Origin of the sequence: Tsukamurella sp. M9C (assembly GCF_020169415.1) — a bacterium.
Classification (GTDB): domain Bacteria; phylum Actinomycetota; class Actinomycetes; order Mycobacteriales; family Mycobacteriaceae; genus Tsukamurella.
Genome location: NZ_JAIULG010000023.1, coordinates 47,626 through 64,504 on the forward strand (window position 1 = coordinate 47,626; position 16,879 = coordinate 64,504).

The 16,879-nt window shown below is 69.6% G+C and carries 18 protein-coding genes, 1 tRNA gene and 1 pseudogene; 9 read left to right on the forward strand and 11 right to left on the reverse strand.

The genetic code is table 11. From position 1 onward, the window contains the following. The 5 genes from LB823_RS12955 to LB823_RS12975 all read left to right on the forward strand — a co-directional run bounded on the left by LB823_RS12955 (window position 1) and on the right by LB823_RS12975 (window position 4,619). Window positions 1-1,290, forward strand: coding sequence for a CdaR family transcriptional regulator (locus LB823_RS12955; protein ID WP_224647654.1), 1,290 nt, complete (start codon window positions 1-3; stop codon window positions 1,288-1,290). Window positions 1,291-1,427: 137 nt separating this feature from the next. Beyond that, on the forward strand, window positions 1,428-2,330 hold the full coding sequence (locus LB823_RS12960; RefSeq protein WP_224647655.1) for an ACP S-malonyltransferase: 903 nt from the start codon (window positions 1,428-1,430) through the stop codon (window positions 2,328-2,330). Window positions 2,331-2,450: 120 nt separating this feature from the next. Next, on the forward strand, window positions 2,451-2,756 hold the full coding sequence (acpM, locus tag LB823_RS12965) for a meromycolate extension acyl carrier protein AcpM (RefSeq protein WP_068530048.1): 306 nt from the start codon (window positions 2,451-2,453) through the stop codon (window positions 2,754-2,756). A gap of 4 nt (window positions 2,757-2,760) precedes the next feature. Further along, window positions 2,761-4,068, forward strand: coding sequence for a KasA/KasB family beta-ketoacyl-ACP synthase (locus tag LB823_RS12970; RefSeq protein ID WP_374201317.1), 1,308 nt, complete (start codon window positions 2,761-2,763; stop codon window positions 4,066-4,068). Window positions 4,069-4,256: 188 nt separating this feature from the next. Beyond that, the gene (locus LB823_RS12975) at window positions 4,257-4,619 is read left to right on the forward strand and encodes a hypothetical protein (protein ID WP_224647671.1); all 363 of its coding nucleotides are present in this window, start codon (window positions 4,257-4,259) and stop codon (window positions 4,617-4,619) included. A 216-nt stretch (window positions 4,620-4,835) separates the two neighbouring features. Here the strand turns inward: LB823_RS12975 and LB823_RS24060 are convergent. The 3 genes and pseudogenes from LB823_RS24060 to LB823_RS12990 form a co-directional block, all read right to left on the reverse strand. After that, window positions 4,836-5,078, reverse strand: a pseudogene (locus tag LB823_RS24060) (pyridoxamine 5'-phosphate oxidase family protein); the annotation flags it as partial. Between the two features lie 140 nt (window positions 5,079-5,218). Next, window positions 5,219-5,734, reverse strand: coding sequence for a DUF3145 domain-containing protein (locus LB823_RS12985; RefSeq protein WP_068521214.1), 516 nt, complete (start codon window positions 5,732-5,734; stop codon window positions 5,219-5,221). A 135-nt stretch (window positions 5,735-5,869) separates the two neighbouring features. Next, complete coding sequence (locus tag LB823_RS12990; protein ID WP_224647656.1) at window positions 5,870-6,691, reverse strand: serine hydrolase; 822 nt, start codon at window positions 6,689-6,691, stop codon at window positions 5,870-5,872. 208 nt (window positions 6,692-6,899) lie between these two features. On the opposite strand from LB823_RS12990, the gene LB823_RS12995 reads away from it, so the two are divergent. Then, window positions 6,900-8,909: a hypothetical protein gene (locus LB823_RS12995; RefSeq protein WP_224647657.1), complete on the forward strand. Its 2,010-nt coding sequence runs from the start codon at window positions 6,900-6,902 to the stop codon at window positions 8,907-8,909. A 50-nt stretch (window positions 8,910-8,959) separates the two neighbouring features. Here LB823_RS12995 and LB823_RS13000 read toward each other — a convergent pair whose 3' ends face one another. The 3 genes from LB823_RS13000 to LB823_RS24065 all read right to left on the reverse strand — a co-directional run bounded on the left by LB823_RS13000 (window position 8,960) and on the right by LB823_RS24065 (window position 11,291). Further along, on the reverse strand, window positions 8,960-9,505 hold the full coding sequence (locus LB823_RS13000; protein WP_224647658.1) for a pyridoxamine 5'-phosphate oxidase family protein: 546 nt from the start codon (window positions 9,503-9,505) through the stop codon (window positions 8,960-8,962). Window positions 9,506-9,602: 97 nt separating this feature from the next. Continuing rightward, window positions 9,603-10,421 carry a transglutaminase-like domain-containing protein gene (locus LB823_RS13005; protein WP_224647659.1) on the reverse strand — a complete coding sequence of 273 codons (819 nt, stop codon included), beginning with the start codon at window positions 10,419-10,421 and terminating at the stop codon, window positions 9,603-9,605. 96 nt (window positions 10,422-10,517) lie between these two features. Next, on the reverse strand, window positions 10,518-11,291 hold the full coding sequence (locus LB823_RS24065; protein ID WP_224647660.1) for a helix-turn-helix domain-containing protein: 774 nt from the start codon (window positions 11,289-11,291) through the stop codon (window positions 10,518-10,520). Window positions 11,292-11,339: 48 nt separating this feature from the next. Here LB823_RS24065 and LB823_RS13015 point away from each other — a divergent pair, with 48 nt between their 5' ends. Together LB823_RS13015 and LB823_RS13020 are read left to right on the forward strand one after the other, a co-directional pair. After that, entirely contained in the window at window positions 11,340-11,729 is a 390-nt protein-coding gene (locus LB823_RS13015; RefSeq protein ID WP_224647661.1) for a hypothetical protein, read from the forward strand. A gap of 25 nt (window positions 11,730-11,754) precedes the next feature. Continuing rightward, complete coding sequence (locus LB823_RS13020) at window positions 11,755-12,348, forward strand: class I SAM-dependent methyltransferase (RefSeq protein WP_224647662.1); 594 nt, start codon at window positions 11,755-11,757, stop codon at window positions 12,346-12,348. A gap of 47 nt (window positions 12,349-12,395) precedes the next feature. Here the strand turns inward: LB823_RS13020 and LB823_RS13025 are convergent. The 5 genes from LB823_RS13025 to LB823_RS13045 form a co-directional block, all read right to left on the reverse strand. Continuing rightward, a tRNA-Asn gene (locus LB823_RS13025) sits at window positions 12,396-12,468 on the reverse strand. 100 nt (window positions 12,469-12,568) lie between these two features. Further along, window positions 12,569-14,149, reverse strand: a complete 1,581-nt coding sequence (locus LB823_RS13030; RefSeq protein WP_224647663.1) for a hypothetical protein — start codon at window positions 14,147-14,149, stop codon at window positions 12,569-12,571. Between the two features lie 146 nt (window positions 14,150-14,295). Further along, window positions 14,296-15,123: an adenylate/guanylate cyclase domain-containing protein gene (locus LB823_RS13035; protein ID WP_224647664.1), complete on the reverse strand. Its 828-nt coding sequence runs from the start codon at window positions 15,121-15,123 to the stop codon at window positions 14,296-14,298. Between the two features lie 30 nt (window positions 15,124-15,153). Beyond that, window positions 15,154-15,339 carry a hypothetical protein gene (locus LB823_RS13040; protein WP_224647665.1) on the reverse strand — a complete coding sequence of 62 codons (186 nt, stop codon included), beginning with the start codon at window positions 15,337-15,339 and terminating at the stop codon, window positions 15,154-15,156. A gap of 102 nt (window positions 15,340-15,441) precedes the next feature. Then, window positions 15,442-16,626 carry a PA14 domain-containing protein gene (locus LB823_RS13045; RefSeq protein WP_224647666.1) on the reverse strand — a complete coding sequence of 395 codons (1,185 nt, stop codon included), beginning with the start codon at window positions 16,624-16,626 and terminating at the stop codon, window positions 15,442-15,444. On the opposite strand from LB823_RS13045, the gene LB823_RS24070 reads away from it, so the two are divergent. After that, on the forward strand, window positions 16,592-16,879 hold a 288-nt coding region (locus tag LB823_RS24070), incomplete at its 3' end, for a hypothetical protein (RefSeq protein ID WP_224647667.1). The genes LB823_RS13045 and LB823_RS24070 overlap by 35 nt on opposite strands.

Consider the following 16,879-nt stretch of genomic DNA (forward strand, 5'->3'; position numbering starts at 1 on the left):
ATGACCGCTGATACGGGCTCGTTCCCCCTCCCCGGGAAGCCGGGGAAGGGGAGCTTCAACCGGAAGCGTCCCGAGCCTCGCGACGTGCTGCCCGAAGCGATCCTCGCCAGGATTCGCCAGTACTCGGGCCGCGTCGCGACGGAGGCGGTGCGCTCCATGGAGGAGCAGCTCCCGTACTTTGCGGACCTGGAGGCCAGTCAGCGGGCGTCGATCCAGCTGGTCGTGCAGACGGCGGTGGTCAACTTCGCCGAGTGGATCGAGAACCCGAGCAACGTCGAGTACACGGTCGCCTCCTTCCAGACGGTGCCGCAGGACCTGGCCCGCAAGGTCTCGCTCCTGCAGACCGTGGAGATGGTCCGCGTGGCGATGGAGTTCTTCGAGCGCTGGCTGCCGCTGCTGGCCCGCAACGAGGACCAGCTCATCGCGCTCACCGAGGCCGTCCTGCGGTACGGCCGGGAGATCGGCTTCGGCGCCGCGTCGATCTACGCCTCGGCCGCCGAGGCCCGGGGCGCGTGGGACTCGCGGATGGAGGCGCTGGTGGTCGACGCGGTGGTCCGCGGCGACACCGGCGCCAACCTGCTCTCCCGCGCCGCGGCGCTGAACTGGGATCCGGTGGCGTCGGCCACCGTCATCGTCGGCAATCCCCCGCCGGACCAGAACGTCTCCGTCGCGGGATCGGTGCACGACACCGCTCGATCGCACGGCCGGTCGGCGCTCGCCGTTGTACAAGGCACCAAATTGGTGGTCATCGTCAGCGGTGCCGTCACGACAGGGGACCCCTTCGCGGACGCCCTCATGCGCCACTTCGCCGACGGCCCCGTCGTGATCGGGCACACCACGCCGACGCTGGAGGACGCCCACGCCTCGGCGGTCGAGGCCATCGCGGGCGTCAACGCCGTCGCCGGCTGGCCAGGCGCGCCGCGTCCGGTGCACAGCTGGGAGCTCCTGCCCGAGCGCGCGCTGATCGGCGACACGCACGCCGGCCGCACCCTCTACGAGCTCCTGGTGAAACCCCTCGAAGAGGCCGGATCCGCCCTGTCGGACACGCTGGACGCCTATCTGGACTCCGGCGGCGCGGTCGAATCGTGCGCCCGCGAGCTGTTCGTTCACCCCAACACGGTGCGGTACCGCCTGAAGAAGATCGCCGAGATCACCGGGCGGGACCCGCAGGACCCGCGCGACGCCTTCGTGTTGCGTGTGGCAGCGACGATCGGGCGTCTCGCGGCAGCGAATCCTGACCGCTTCACCCCCGCCGCTATGACGCGGATCACAGACATCTCGCTGAGCTAATCCAGTCACACATAACACTCTGGTAACAGGCAGGACTCGCTGAGCAGCACTTTTGTGGAAACCCCACAAATTCGATGAGCCAGGTTCTCAGGCTCCAACACCTTCTTTTCAGGTTCCCGGGGTGTTTCCTGGTACACGTGATTGCACTGCTCGCACCCGGACAGGGTTCCCAGAAGCCCGGCATGCTGACCGCATGGCTCGATCAGCCTTCTGCCGTGGAGCGCCTGCGCGCTTGGTCCGAGATCGCCGATCTCGACCTGGTCCGCCTCGGCACCATCGCCGAGGCCGACGAGATCACGGACACCGCCGTGACTCAGCCCCTCGTGGTCGCCGCCGCACTGCTCGCCTTCGAGCAGATGGGCACGCAGCCCTCGGACACGGTCGTCGCCGGCCACTCCGTCGGTGAGCTCGCCGCCGCCGCCGTCGCCGGTGTCATCACGGCCGACGACGCCGTGCGCCTGGCCGCCATCCGCGGCCGCGCCATGGCCGCCGCGTGCGCCCTGGTCCCCACCTCGATGACCGCCGTCCTCGGCGGCGACGAGGCGGACGTGCTCGCCACGCTCGAGTCCTTCGACCTGATCCCCGCCAACATGAACGCCTCCGGGCAGATCGTGGCCGCGGGCACCGTCGAGAACCTGCAGAAGCTCGCCGACAACGCCCCCGAGAAGGCGCGCCTGCGCCCGCTCGCCGTGGCCGGCGCCTTCCACACCGAGTTCATGGCCCCCGCACAGGAGGCCGTTGCGGCCGCCGCGCAGGCCATCACCCCGCGCGACCCGCAGTTGACGCTGCTCTCGAACCGCGACGGCAAGCCCGTCGTCTCCGGCGAGGCCGCCCTGGCGCAGATCGTCGCGCAGGTCACCCGCCCGGTCCGCTGGGACCTGTGCACCGCCACCATGCGCGAGGCCGAGGTCTCGATGGTCGTGGAGCTGCCCCCGGCCGGCGCCCTCGTGGGCATCGCCAAGCGCGAGCTCAAGGGTGTGCCGCAGGTCGCCGTCAAGACCCCGGCCGACCTCACCGAGCTGCTCGCCCCCGCGCAGTAGCGAGAAGACCACCCGACGGGCCGCCCGGCACCGTCGAACCCCGCGACGCCCGTCGTCGCACGGATAGACTCCCGTCTCCGCGAAATCGCGGGTCGGGTCACACAAGGAAAGGGACCCACTGTGGCCACCAGCCAGGACGAAATCGTCGCCGCCATCGCCGAGATCATCGAAGAGGTCACCGGCATCGAGCCCTCCGAGGTCACCCTGGACAAGGCGTTCATCGACGACCTGGACATCGACTCGCTGTCGATGGTCGAGATCGCCGTGCAGCTCGAGGACAAGTACGGCGTCAAGGTGCCGGACGAGGACCTCGCGGGCCTGAAGACCGTCGGCGACGCCGTCGCGTACATCCAGAAGCTCGAGGCCGAGAACGCTGATCTCGCTGCCGAGCTCAAGGGCAAGTACGAGGCCGAGAAGGGCAAGTAAGCCCTTGCCTTCGCTGAGGAATTTCTCGACGCGCGGTGGCGACTTCCCGAGTGTCGTCGTCACCGCCATCGAGCTGACCACGTCGATCGGCGTCGATACCGACTCCACTTGGCAGGGTCTGCTCGAGGGTAAGAGCGGCATCCGTCCGCTCGAGGGAGATTTCATCGGCGTGCAGATCCCCGATCTGCCGGTGCGGTTCGGCGGCCAGCTGCTGTCGGACCCGTCGGACGACGTACCCGAGCGGCCCGACCGCCAGTACGCCGGGGACATCAGCAAGCAGCATGTGTCGAAGCGGCGCATGTCCTACGTCGAGCAGGTCTCCCACGTGATGACCAAGCGGCTGTGGGACGGCGCCGGACGCCCGGATGTCGACCCGACGCGCCTCGCGGCGGTTGTCGGCACCGGGCTCGGCGGCGGCGAGACGATGGTGGAGGCCGTGGACGCGCTGCGCGATCACGGTGTCCGCAAGGTCTCGCCGTTCGCCGTGCAGATGTCCATGCCGAACGGCGCGTGCGCCGTCTCGGCATTGGAGATCGGTGCCCGCGCGGGTGCCATCGCGCCGGTCTCGGCCTGTTCGACGGGCAACGAGGCCATCGCGCACGCCTGGCGCCAGATCGTGCTCGGCGATGCCGACATCGCGGTCTGCGGTGGCGTGGAGGGCCGGATCGACTCGCCGCCCATCGCCTCCTTCGCGATGATGCGCGCACTGTCGACCCGCAACGACGACCCGCAGGCCGCTTCGCGTCCGTTCGACAAGGACCGCGACGGCTTCGTCTTCGGCGAGGCACAGGCCCTCATGATCATCGAGACCGAGGAGCACGCCCTGGCGCGCGGCGCGAAGCCGATCGCGCGGCTGCTCGGCGCCGGCATCACCTCCGACGGCTATCACATGGTCTCCCCCGACGTGGAGGGCGGCGGCGCCGCCCGCGCGATGAAGAGGGCGATGGAGACCGCGGGCCTGTCCCGCTCCGACATCGACTTCATCAACGCGCATGCCACGGCCACGCCGATCGGCGACGCCGCGGAGGCGAAGGCCATCAACGCCGTCGTCGGCACGGACGCCGCGATCTACGCGCCCAAGGGCGCGCTGGGCCACTCCATCGGCGCCGTGGGTGCTCTCGAAGCCGCACTGACCGTACTCTCGATCCGCGACGGGATCATCCCGCCCACCCTGAACCTGGAGAACCAGGATCCGGAGATCGAGCTGGACGTGGTCCACGGTTCCGCCCGCACGGGCGACATCTCCTACGCGCTGAACAACTCCTTCGGATTCGGCGGCCACAACGTGGCGCTGGCGTTCGGCAAGTACTGAAACTTCTCTCCAGAAGCCGGTCGTCGAGGATCTCCTCGGCGGCCGGTTTCGCATGTCCCGACGGTGCCGATCGAGTAGTCCGCAGGGCACCGTCCCTGCAGGTCGAGTAGTCCGCTACGCGTGTCAACGCGCCTGGGGCACCGCCATTCTGATCCGGCAAGCACTCCCCGAATCAGAAGGACAAGCCCATGAACACCTCCGCCAAGCGTCTGGCCGCCACGGCCGCCGCCCTCGCACTCGTTCCCGCCGCCGGCGTCGTCGGCTCCGGCGTCGCCAACGCCTGGACGACCGTGACGTTCAGCAATCCGGTCGCCACGTGGGCCGGCGCCCGGGTGATCGTCCGGAATCAGACGTACGGCGACGCCGGGTGGTGCACCTACCACTCGCGTCCGTCCGGCTGGAACTTCGACACCGTCAACATCCCGTTCCCCCTGCCGGGCAAGGCGGTTCGCGAGGTGATCGTGCCCGGCGCCCAGCCCACCGGGAAGTGGTACTGGGTGCGGGTCACCTGCAGCAGCGCGCCCACGACGGCGCGCTGGGTCAAGTACTGAACGCACCGACGGTGCCGGCGGCCCCGGCACCGTCGGGCGATCCATCGTGAGGTCGGCGCCGAGCCAGTGCTCGGGCTCGAGGACCACGGTGAGGTGCTCCCCCAGCTGGCCGAAGGCGAACTCGAGGTAGCCGTCGAGCGCGGCGCCGGAGAGGTAGCGGGCCGCCATCGCGCGGACCTCCTCGTCGGTCGACGGCCGCGATTCGGCGACCGCTCCCTCGACGCTCACGTACATCGTGCGGGGCTCGACCGTGTCGACCATCAGCGAGAACCGGCCGGCCGCAGCGAGCGCCGTCGCCTTGCGGGACCCGGGACCGATGGTGATCCAGGGCTTTCCGCCCGGCTCGTAGGCGTACCAGACGGGCACTGTGAGCGGCCCGCGACCGGGTTCGGCGACGGAGAACGCCGCGACGTGGGGTTGTGCGAGGAATTCCTGCTTCTCAGACGTGGAGAGTGCCATGTCCCGATGGTGGCAGATCGGGCCGACAACTTTTCGCGCTCGAGGAATCGCACGGGAATCCTCACCCGTGTCCCGGTCCCGGCGGGGCGCCGTCGCCACAGCGCCGCGCTCGCCCGCCAGGGCCGGGTTTCAGGCAGGTCTCAGCCGACGGCCTGGGACAGCCAGGTGACCTCAGCGCCCTGGCCGCCCATGCGGAAGGGCTCGAGGGCCTCGTCCCAGGCGGTGCCCAGGAGCGAGTCGAGGGACGTCTGCAGGCCCTCGGGACCCTGGTCGAGCATCATCGAGCGCAGCTGCGCCTCGCCCAGCAGGGTGTCGCCGGACGCGCTCATGGTGCCGCGCCACAGCCCCAGACCCGGGGCGTAGCAGAACCGCTCACCGTCGACCCCCTCGGAGGGGTCCTCGGTGACCTCGAACCTGAGGGAGTTCCACTCCCTCAGGGTGTTCGCCATCCGCGCACCGCTGCCGACCGGGCCCACCCAGTCGACGACGGCACGCTGCATGCCGGGGACGGCCTCCTGCGCGGACCACTTGAGGGTGGCCCGGGCGTCGAGGGTCCTCGACAGTGCCCACTCCACGTGCGGGCACAGGGCAGCAGGTGCGGCGTGGATCCACACGACTCCCGTCGTCACCTCTGCAAACTGACTCAGCTGCTGCATGGTTGCCACCTTCTTCGTTTCGACGAGGACGTCTTCCCCAAGCCACCTGTCGAAACGTGCCGGCTACCAGCTGCGCTTTATCACATCGATGTAGTTATGAAGCCATTGTGCACCATGATGCGCGTGTTGCGCCAGTTACTCGCCTTGAAGTTCCTGAGAAATCAGCCGATCGTTGAACTCGGACCACAGCGCCTTGGCCCAGGCGCCGAAGGGCCGGTCGGTGAGGACGACCGCGGCGAGCTGCAGATCGGGGTCGATCCACAGGAAGGTTCCCGCCTGTCCGAAGTGCCCGACGGTCCGCGGCGAGTTCCGCGTACCCGTCCAGTGCGCCCGCTTGTCGCCCTTCACCTCGAAGCCGAGCCCCCAGGTGTTGTTCGCGAACTTCCCGTAGCCGGGCACGAAGCCCGGCAGGCCCGGGAAGTGGACGCCGCGCGCACGGTCGACGGTGCCCGGGTCGAGCAGCGTGGGCGCGGCGACCTCCGCGGCGAACCGCGCCAGATCGGACACCGTCGACCGGGCGCCGTGCCCGGCCGGCCCCACGAGCTCCGAGTTCCCCATCCCCAGGGGCTCGAAGACGGCCTCGCCGAGGTACTCGGGAAATGCGATTCCGGCTTCCTTTTCGATCAGATCGGCCAGGAGCTCGTACCCGTACGAGCTGTAGATGCGCTGCGTTGCCGGCGGAGCCACGACGTCGGGGGAATCGAACGCGACGCCCGACGCGTGCGCCAGGAGATGCTCGACGGTGCTGCCCTCCGGTCCGGCCGGCTGCCGGAGGTCGATCGCCTCCTCCTCGATCGCGACAAGGACGCCGTAGGCCACGAGAAGTTTGGTGACGGAAGCCAATTCGTATTGCCGATCCAGGCCCCCATGGGTCTCGACGGTGCCCGCCCCATCCGTGCGCAGGAGCGCACCGGCGGCCGTGCCGACCGGCCATTCCGACAGTTCCGCGAGGCTCATCCGAATCCCTTCGATCGTTCCCCCAGACCCTATCGCGACGCCGTCGAGGACCTTAGATTCGGTCAATAGCAGAGCGTCGAATCGGTGACGTAGAACTCCGGATATTTGCTGTAGCGCAAAGGAAGTTCTTTCAGGCTTCAACACTCTTATTCTCACCGTGGATGCGCGATTGCGGCATCTGCATTTCGTCCGAGAGGAACCTCCCACCATGAGTGCGAAGCATCGCAAGGCCTCGAAGCTGGCCGCCAAGCGCACCGCCGTCGCCGCGACTGCCATCGGCGCCACTGCGGCCGTCGGCCTGATGAGCGCCCCGGCGCAGGCGGCCGCGCCCGACTACAGCAAGGCGATCAGCGACTACTCGCACGCGCTGGACAACTTCCTCAACGCCTCGAACAACGTCACCAACAGCGCCGGCTCCGTGTGGAACCCGATCGCGGGCCAGACCGGCGGCATCCTGCCGACCTTCGGCTCGTCGTACAACAAGGTCGATGTCACCAAGATCTCGAGCCTCCCGGCCGTCCTCCGCAACATCGCAGGCCTGAACCTGCCCACCGGAGTCCCCGGCGTGGTGCCCAACGTCGTGCTCCCCGGTGGCACGCAGCTCGACCTGTCGAAGATCCTGCCCACGTCGATGCCGGGCGGCGCGCTCCTGAACGGCGCCGCGACGGTGCTCGACGGTGCGCTCGGCCTCCCGGTCATCGGCCAGTACATCAGCGATCTCCCCGCGCTCAGCGAGATCGTCGACGGCCTCACCGCCACGCAAAGCAAGTACACCAGCTCGTACGCGTGGAAGCTCCTGCAGCTGAGCGGGACGACCAACGTCCTCAACACCTTCGTCCAGACCCCGAGTGGGCTGGCGATCAAGAAGTTCATCCTCCCCAACCCTATTCCCGGCCTGCCCGATATTCCGCTAGGGCCGCTGGAGATCCTCCCCGAGGGCAGCCTCCCCTCGGGGACCGTCTGGCTGCCGCAGGCCGACGGCACCTACACCTTCCCGCTGGGCGCGAAGGCGGGCTTCTGGGGTGCTGCTCCCACCGCGGCGCTGAAGATCCCCGGGTGGCTCGGCGGCTCCGAGACTGTGGTGTCGGTGCCGATCGGCGCGGCCGGCGTGGAGCTGCCGCTCGGTCTCGCGAAGGCCGGCGTGCTCGGCGCGAACGTGCTGCTGCCCACGCAGAACGGCGTCTACTCCCCCATCGGCCTCACGATGACGAACGTCAACACGATCCTGCCGGTCGGTTTCACCAACATCAACGTGACGACGGGCAACTACGTCGGCACCAACGGGATCAACGTCAACAACGGCCAGAACCTGCTGTTGCTGCAGAACCCGCTGGGCGTGCCTCTGCCGATCCTCTACGGCCTGGGCGGATTCAACTTCGGCGTCGAGGGTGCCGGACTCACGTCGCCGTCGCTCTTCGGCGTCAAGCTGTTCTCGGACAACCTGCTCCAGGTCGGGAGCCAGACCGGCCCCAACTCCAGCGCGGGCCTGATTCCTGACGGCCTCCTGCCGACGGATCCGCTGAGCCAGATCATCACGGGTGTGACATCGCCGCTCGGCGTCAGCTCGTTGACCCAGCTCCTCGGGATCGACGCGTTCATCAAGCCCGTGATGACGGCGTTCGGCCCCGTCTACCAGGCGATCTCCGCCGTCACGCTCAAGCCGCTGTCGGACTTCGCCACCAGCCAGTACGGCCCGTTCATCAACGGCTCGGCCTCGCAGCTGCTGGACCTGTCGAAGACCTTGTCCGAGCAGACGGCGGGCCTGCCCGGCGCCCCGGCACAGTCCGCCGCGGATTCGAATGCGAGCGCACGGTCGACGACCTTGACCGCGACCGGGCAAGAGGCGGTCTCCGACACCTCGTCGAAGGTCGCCGTGCCCGAGACCGGCGGCGACCACAGTCTCGACAAGGGCGGCGAGCCGTTGCCCGACCTGCTGGCACGACTCCAGGGCGACAAGGACAAGCGTGACGACGGCAAGTCGACGCCGATCACTCAGACCCCGGCGAGCGATCCGGCACCCGAGCCCTCTGCACCCGACCCGGCACCGTCGGCTGGAGATCCCGCGCCCGAACCTCCCGCAGCGGATCCCGTGACGGCTCCCGAACCGGCCGCCGCAGAGACGGAGACAGCGACCGCACCGTCGACCACCGACACCACGACGACCACGGACGACGGGACCACGGGCGCCGGGGACGCCGGCGCGGACAAGGCCGCGTAACCCGCGGACTCGATCACCGGCCCGGCCGCCCCTCCGGGCCGGTGATCGTTCTACCGCACGGGGATTCCCGTCGGGAAACCGTCGATGCTGTGGGTGTTGCGCTCGCGGTGATACCGCTCGATGCCCTCGTCGCCCTTGTTCTCGGCCCACGAGTCCATGAGCGTGCGCTGCCCGTCGTACTCGTAGAGCGGCACGCCGAAACCACACGACGTCTGCACCAGATCGACGGTCACGTCGAAGACGTTGCGGGCGCCGCGCATCGGCGGGAACAACGCAATCAGCTCATCCCAGTCCGCGTCACCGTCGTGGACGGCCCGCGCCGTTCCGTACAGCCGCAGGATGAGCGGCTTGCCCTCGAAGGCGCAGAACATCACGGTGATCCGCGGGTTCCGCAGCAGGTGCGCCGCGGTCTCGTTGCCGCTCCCGGTGCCGTTGAGCCACGCCACGCGGTTCGGGCCGAGCACGCGCAGGGAGTCGAGTCCCTTCGGGGACACGTTGACCCGCCCGTCGGGCGCCGCGGTGCCCACGAAGAACATCTGCTGCCCCTCGATGAACCGCTGGAGCCGATCGCTGATCCGGTCGTACTGCGTCGCCATGCACCCCAGTATCGCGCCGGCGGCCCCGCCACCCCAATCGATTTACACGACCAGTCGCCGGGGCGCACCGAGATACCCCGGCGTGCGCAGACTGGTCTCAGCGCACGAGCTCGTCCGGAACACGAAGATCCGCATGTTCGTATATCGACGCGACAGCGGTTGCATCCTCCGAGGCACACGCGTCAGCGATCTCGTCGAGGAGAGAATCGTAGTCGGGCCCCGTCTCGCCGTCGTACGCCTCGGTCATCCGTCCCCACTCGTCCCACGGCAACATCTCGACCTTGTTCAGAGCGGCGAGATCCTTGACCACATTGCCGCGGATCTCCGCAGGTCCCCAATTCGCGGTCCCATGTACGCCGAACCGCGACGCGTCGATCGCCCCTCGACGGTAGGCCATCCACGCCTCACACCCTGACAAGAACTGACCATCCGCAAGGTCGTCGGGATTCCCGACGACCTTCTGCCCGAGAATCTCCGGGTCCAGGCGAACCCAACGACGATTGTCGGCGACGCGATACTCAACGATCCAATGGTCCACCGCCCTATCGTGCTCGAAGTAGGTCGCGAAGCCGCAGCGGACCCGGGCGGCAATACCTCGATACCGAAGCAGGGCACAGGCGAGTACAGCGAAGTGGCGGCACGTACCGACCACGCGTAGCAGCGGCTCTCGAAACTCGGCAAGCGACCTTGAATCCAGCCCCTGGAGGCGGGCGATCACTTCAGCAGCGGGTCGGATCTGATTCTCCGCCAAGCGATGTTCAGGGAAGCCGCGAGCCTCCGCGTCACCGGGCTGAATGATCAACGCGTGAACGGGCGCGCAGATGTCCACCGGCTCGGTACCCAGCCCCTCGAGCAGCCCGGAAGGTACCGCATCCAGGTCGGTCAGAGCCCCTGGCAGGCGATAGTCGATCGTCACCCCTGTCAGCGTAGACACATGGGCACCCGGGCGGCGTTCGCGGCGGGACCGCCCGTCGGCCGACACCACTGCTAACACGCTCCTACCGGTCGCTTTCTACGACCAGTCGCCGGGTGCGGCACCGACGACGAGGCGCGATCCGGTGCCGAACAGGGCCGTGGCGCTGAGCCCGAACATCGCGAGGAAGGCGTCGCTGAAATGCGACGGCGAGGCGAAGCCCGCATCGGCGGCGGCCCTCGTCAGATCGGCGCCCGCGGCGATCGACTCGGCGGCCCGCAGCATCCGCACCCACAGTCGGTACCGCCGGAAACTCGTGCCGGTCTCCCTGCCGAACACCCGGAGGAAGTACGGCGTCGACAGGTGCTCGGCCTGCGCCAGCACCGTCGCGGAGCAGCCGGCCGGGTCCGCCCGCACCCGCTCGATGGAACGCCGCACCCTGGGCTCCGGCGGCGCCCCCGCACCGAAGGCCGCCGCGACCAGCGCCGCGCCCGAGGGATCGCGCTCCTCGCACAACCGCAGCAACTCGGCCTCGGCCCGGTGGCCCGTCGCGGACTCCCCGGGCTCCGTCATCCGAGCCGTCAGGTCCCGCGCGCGCACCGCGGTCGCGTCGTTGTAGCAGAACAGGATCCGGGCTCCGGGCTCGGCGACTACGCGGTGCACGGTCCGCGGCGGCACCAGGATGCTGCGGGCCGACACCGTGCGGGAACCCACCTGCACGTCGAGCGGACCGTCGACCCCGACGACGAGGCAGTGCACGGACGTCGAGTGGGCCGCGAGCCCCAACGACGGCCCCAGGTACAGCGCGGTCGCGGGCGAGACCCACAGCACGCCCGGGACTGCGCACGTTTCCGGAAGCGCGGTGGTGGTCACCTCACCGATGCTAGGAGCATCACTCGCCGACCACCGGAGGTTCCACCCGTGACCATGCACCGTATCGCCGGCCCGCTCCTCGCCGCCGTGGGCGTTGCGCACCTGCTGCCCGCCACCGCCGTCCTCTCCCGCGATCGCGTCGAACGCGCCTACGGCGTGACGGTGCCGGACCCCGACACCGAGCTCCTGTTGCGGCACCGCGCGACCTTCTTCGGGATCCTGGGCACCGCCCTCCTCGCCGGCTCCGCGGACCAACGCTTCCGCTGGCCCGCGATCGCCGCCGGGACCGCGTCCGTCGGTTCCTTCCTCGTCCTGGCGGCTGCCGCCGAGGGCCCCAGCGCGCAGCTGAGGCGGGTACAGCACGTCGACGTGGTCCTGCTGGCCGCCCTGGGTGCCGCGGCCGCCTGCGAGGCGCTGGGCGCGCGAACCTCCGCTTGAGCGGCCGCGCGGCTATCGTCGCGCTGTGTCCACCTACGACCGGCACGCCGCCGACTACGACGCCACCCGCGGCGGTGCTCCCCGCGCCTCCGCTGCGGCCGAGGCGATCAGCTCGCTCCTCCCGCAGGGAGGCACGGTGCTGGACCTCGCCACCGGCACGGGCATCGTCGCGGCGGAGCTCCGCCGTCTCGGGCACTCCGTCGTCGGCGTCGACGTCTCCGACGGCATGCTGCGGCACGCCGCGAACCGGCTACCGGGGTCGGTCGCTCGAGCCGACGCGGAGGCCATCCCTCTGCACACCGCGAGCGCCGCGGCGGTGGTGGCGATCTGGTTCCTCCACCTGCTCGACGATGCGACGCCGGTGCTGAACGAGGTCGCCCGCGTACTGGCGCCGGGCGGGGTGTTCGTCACGACCGCGGACAAGCGCGCGGCGAGCAGATTGTCGTGGGGCGCCTCCGTCGACGACGGGACCGAGGCGGACCGTCCCGCGCTCCTCGTGCGGGACTGCGCAGCAGTCGGTCTGGACCTGGCGGCGGCCACCACGTTCGTCGGCGTCGGGCAGGCCACCGGTGCCCGGCAGGACCCCGTCTACCCGGTTCTCGCCTTCCGCCGCACGTAGCCATCCCGAAAAGCAGAAAACCGCCTCCGAAGAGGCGGTTTCACTTGCTCCCCCAACTGGACTCGAACCAGTAACCCTTCGATTAACAGTCGAATGCTCTGCCAATTGAGCTATGGGGGATTGAACTTTGACCGAGAAGAGACTCTAGCGCATACGCGCTCGGGGAGACCAATCGGCAGGTCAGAGGGCCTGCCGGAGGTCTCCCCGAGGGCGTCGGCGATCAGTTACCGGTGGTGCAGGTACCCGCCTCGACCTGAGCCGGGGCGCAGGTGGGAGCGGTCGCCGGCTTGGTGGCCGTCGGCGCCTGGGTCTGCGTCCGGGTCGCGGCCTGCGGGGTCGCGGCCGGGGTGGTGGTCGTCGGCTGAGCCTGCGTCGGCTGCTGCGTCTGCGTCTGCGTCGGCTCCTGGGTCTGCGTCTGCGTCTGCGTGGGCTGCTGCGTCTGCGTCTGCGTCGGGGTCGCCGGGCGCTCGGCCGGCTTGGTGGTGGTCGTGGTGGCCGCACCGGCACCGCCGGTCACGGTCGCACCCGCACCGCCGGACACCGTCTCACCCGCACCGCCGGGCACCGTGGCGCCCGCACCGGCACCCGCACCGCCGGTGACGGTGCCGTTACCCGCACCGGCGCCGCCGGTCACGGTCGCACCCGCACCCGCACCGCCGGAGACGGTCGCGCCGGCGTTGCCGTCGACCGCGACGCGATTGCCGTTGTCGGAGCTGGGCTTCGCGACGGTCGCCTCGACCGAGGTGCCCACGGCCGCGTTCAGCGAGGCGGTGGTACCGGCCTGGATCGTCGCGCCCTTGAGCGCGGCGGCGGTCGGAACGGTCACGTTCGCGTCGAGGTTCACGTTGCCGGTCACCTTCGCACCGGGCACCGCGGTCACGGGAACCACCGTCGCCGAGGTCGGCAGCGGGGCGAGAACCGTGCCCGGGAAGACGGGCGCCGTCGTGGTGGTGGTCGTGGTGGTCGTCGACGTGGTGGTCGTGGTGGTGTAGATCGGCGCCACGACGCGAGCCTGGTCACGCACGTCGATCACGCGACCGGGGGTGACCGCCCACACGGGGTAGTACGGCTGATCCCACGCCGGGTTGACGCGGCGGTACGGGTTGTTGCCCAGGTTCAGGCTGATCGACACCGAGATGATCGGCTGCGGGCGCGGCTGGGTCCAGTTCTGGGGGTAGACCCAGAAGACCGGCACGTCGACCTTGAAGTCGGCCGAGAACCACGGCTTCGGGTAATCCGGGCGCTGCCACGGACGCGGCTGGCTCGGGTGCCACGGCTTCACGCCGAGCTGGCGGCCGTAGAGGGTGTAGCAGGTCTGGGTCTGCACCTCGGTGCTGACGGTGCCACCCGGGCCGGACGCGGTCTGCTTCCAGGAGCCCGTCTCACAGATCTGCTGGTAGACGGCGATCTCCGCCGGGGTGTAGTTCCACGGCTTGTAGTTCGCCGGGCGCACCATGGGCGCGGGGGGCGCCGGCTGGGGCGCGACGCGCAGGCCGGGGATCGACGGGGCCGGCGGGTAGTACACGGTGGTGTTGTTCGCGGTCGACGTGATCGTGCCCTGCGGCAGGCCGGAGTTCGCCACGGCCTGCGCGGCGACGGTGTTACCCACCATCGTCACTTCCTTGGGCGGCACGGCGACGCCGTCGGTCTGGAAGGCGCCCGGGTTCGCGGTGAACTGGTCGCCCGTCACGGGCGAGAAGGCGACGGGGCTGTCACCCTCGGTCGACTTGCCACATCCGGCGAGGAGGCCGGCGGCGGCCACGACGGCGAACGACGCGGCTCCGATCTTCTTCGTATTCATCTGGTTCCCATCCTTGGAAATGGAGACGGGGCACGAAGGCCGCCGCTGGACTCTAGGACTCAAGTCACACGCTCTATAGGGACCTTGCCACGGTTCGTTACAGCCCGGCTCCGGTATTTCGGGAAGTTCAGGGAAATCCCGGAGGTTCAGTACAGCGGGCGCACAGAGAAGACCTGTAGCTTCTGGGGCGCGCCCTTGGCCTTGAATCGGCGCGGTCGCACCTGGTAGCGGGCCTTATCGGCGATGGTGAAGACGGTCTCCGAGGCCAGCACCTCGCCCCCGTTCGCCGCCTCCGCGACGCGTGCCGCGATGTTCACGTCGACGCCGATGAGATCGCCCTTGACCCGCCGCGGGGTGCCGGTGTGCAGGCCCGCGCGCAGTGTCGGCCGGTAGCCCTCGGCCACCTCGATGGCCCCGACGGCCTCGATCGCCTCGTACGCCGCCTCGATCGCGGTCTCGCCGTCGAAGGCGACCAGGGCACCGTCGCCCATGGTCTTGACCACGACGCCGCCGTGCCGCCCGACGATCTCCGCGGTCGTCCGGTTGACGGCGTGCAGCAGCCGCACGATCTCGTCGTCCGTGCGATCCAATGCCCAGGTCGAGAACGCCACGAGGTCGGTGAACAGGATCGTGATGGGCTTCGGCGGCAGGTAGTCGCGGTCGCGGCGGCTGATCATCGCCTGCCACGTCGCGGTCGCCAGGTTGCCGAGCTCGCGCGTCACCGTCGGCTCGTCGCCGACGATGCGATCGACCAGACTCGCCAGTCGCTCCGTCGACTCCGCATCGGGCTGGAACAGGTCCTTCTTGGGCCCGCCGGGCAGATTCTCCCGCGCGGCCCGCACGAGGCCCGTCATCGCCGCGCTGCGATTCGCGCGGTGCGCGGCCTCCGCACCCCTGGCCAGCAGCTTCCGCCCCTTACCCGCGTCGGCCGCGGCACCGTCGTCGTCGGGCAGCTGGCGTGCGTCGTCGGCCATGCGACCGAGACTAGCCGTGCGGCCCCGGTGCTACGACGGTGCCCAGCGCTCGCCGTGCGCTCCGTGTCGCGCGGCGCAGACGTAGACGTCGAGCTCGGCGGCGGAGTTGAGCACCGCCTTGATCACGCGCCACACCCCCAGGCCTGCTCGCCGGCCCGCGGGCGGACGGATTCCCAGACTGAACTCACCGCTGCGCACGTCGTAGTGATCGAGCACTCCGACCCCCTCGTTCGATTCGAGTGACCTGAGCCACACGTTAGGCGTCGTTCTCACGCGGCGGGAGGAATTGGCGCACGACGCGCCGATCGGCGGGCCCGGTCAGCGTTGCTGGTTGCAGCCCGGGTCGTCGGCGCGGTCGAGGTAGACGTCGGGCGACGAGATCGTGGGCGTGAGGAACCGGATGTGCTCGATCAGCGCGTCCGGCAGCCCCTGGGGTGCCTGGGCGTACGTCGTGCCGTCGAGGGTGCTGCGCGCGTACAACGCGAAAACGTCCCCGTGATCGGCGTTGAAACCGCCGTACACCTGTAGGGCGCGGGCGACCATGAGCTGGAAGGGCGTCAGCCCGAACCGGGTGAGATCGAGGCTCGGGTCGAGCTGGAGGCGCGTCCCCTGCGGCACGCCGCCCAGCACGGAGCCGTCGGACCGCGTGCCCGGGTAGACGAAAGTGGGAGAGCCGCCCGGCAATGCGTACCGCAGTGCGTGGTCGATGACGCCGGCCTGCACGTCCTGCGGCGTGATCATCCCCGCGAGATAGGACAGATCGCCGCCCGCGTGACTCGGCCCCGCGGTGTGACCGCCGGATCCCGTGTACACCCGGTAGGTCGCCGACGCGTTGGCCGTCCGGCTCCACTGATTGAAGGTCTGGAACTCGTAGAGGCAGCCGGTGGCGTCGTCGATCACCGCGAGGTGCGCATCCCCGTCCGTGGTGGGCCGATACGACGACAGATACGGAATCGTGAGTCGGCGATTGGAATTGCTCACGTGAATGTCGGTGGTCGGCGTTCCGGGCGGAGCGTTGTAGACCGTGGTCGTCCAGTCCCGGCTGTTCACCGAGATGCCGTTGCTACTCGCGTTCACCGCGGCGACCCACCCGGGGCTCCGCGGATCGACGGTGGCGTTGGGCGGCACGGGCTGGTTCCAGAAGGAATCGGCCGCGAAGTAGTTGCCGTTGTTCGACGGCGCGCTCGGCGTCGCCCGGGAGAACGAGGCGCCGAAGTGCGCGATCCCCGAGGTGTTGAGGTAGGTCGCGCGCACTCGGTGCTGTCCCGCGGACACCGTGCGCGGGACGTTGGTCGTACCCCATTGCGGAGTCGCCCTGTCGATGACGAGTGCGTCGTCGAGCCAGACGCGTGCGCCGACGTTGCCGAGCGTCGCCGACACGATGTAGGTGGTGGTCTGCGGGAAGGTGAGGACGCCGTTGTAGTCGACGGAGAAGTTGTCGGCGTTGACGCCGGCGAGGGGCTGGCCGGTGAAGGAGCCACCGGGGGCGTTCTCGCACTGCACCGCGACCGGGGTCCCGGTCGCCGAGGTGTTGTTGAAGTACCGCGCCTGGAACTGGTTGACCGGGCAGCCGGTCGGCGGGACGGTCGTCGTCGGCACCGTCGTCGTCGGGACCGTCGTGGTGGGCGCCGTCGTCGTCGGGACCGTCGTGGTGGGCACTGTCGTCGTCGGGACCGTCGTGGTGGGCACCGTCGTCGTCGGGACGGTTGTCGTCGGCACCGTCGTCGTGGGCACCGTGGTCGTAGGTGTCGGGGTG

Bases quoted from the DNA above. Each gene is read 5' to 3' on its own strand.
- LB823_RS13035 (WP_224647664.1), bottom strand. From the start codon at position 15,123: ATGGCCGACGACGCACGCCAGCTGCCCGACGACGACGGTGCCGCGGCC.
- LB823_RS12975 (WP_224647671.1), top strand. From the start codon at position 4,257: ATGAACACCTCCGCCAAGCGTCTGGCCGCCACGGCCGCCGCCCTCGCA.
- LB823_RS12985 (WP_068521214.1), bottom strand. From the start codon at position 5,734: ATGCAGCAGCTGAGTCAGTTTGCAGAGGTGACGACGGGAGTCGTGTGG.
- LB823_RS13000 (WP_224647658.1), bottom strand. From the start codon at position 9,505: ATGGCGACGCAGTACGACCGGATCAGCGATCGGCTCCAGCGGTTCATC.
- LB823_RS12955 (WP_224647654.1), top strand. From the start codon at position 1: ATGACCGCTGATACGGGCTCGTTCCCCCTCCCCGGGAAGCCGGGGAAG.
- LB823_RS13030 (WP_224647663.1), bottom strand. From the start codon at position 14,149: ATGAATACGAAGAAGATCGGAGCCGCGTCGTTCGCCGTCGTGGCCGCC.
- LB823_RS12995 (WP_224647657.1), top strand. From the start codon at position 6,900: ATGAGTGCGAAGCATCGCAAGGCCTCGAAGCTGGCCGCCAAGCGCACC.
- LB823_RS12990 (WP_224647656.1), bottom strand. From the start codon at position 6,691: ATGAGCCTCGCGGAACTGTCGGAATGGCCGGTCGGCACGGCCGCCGGT.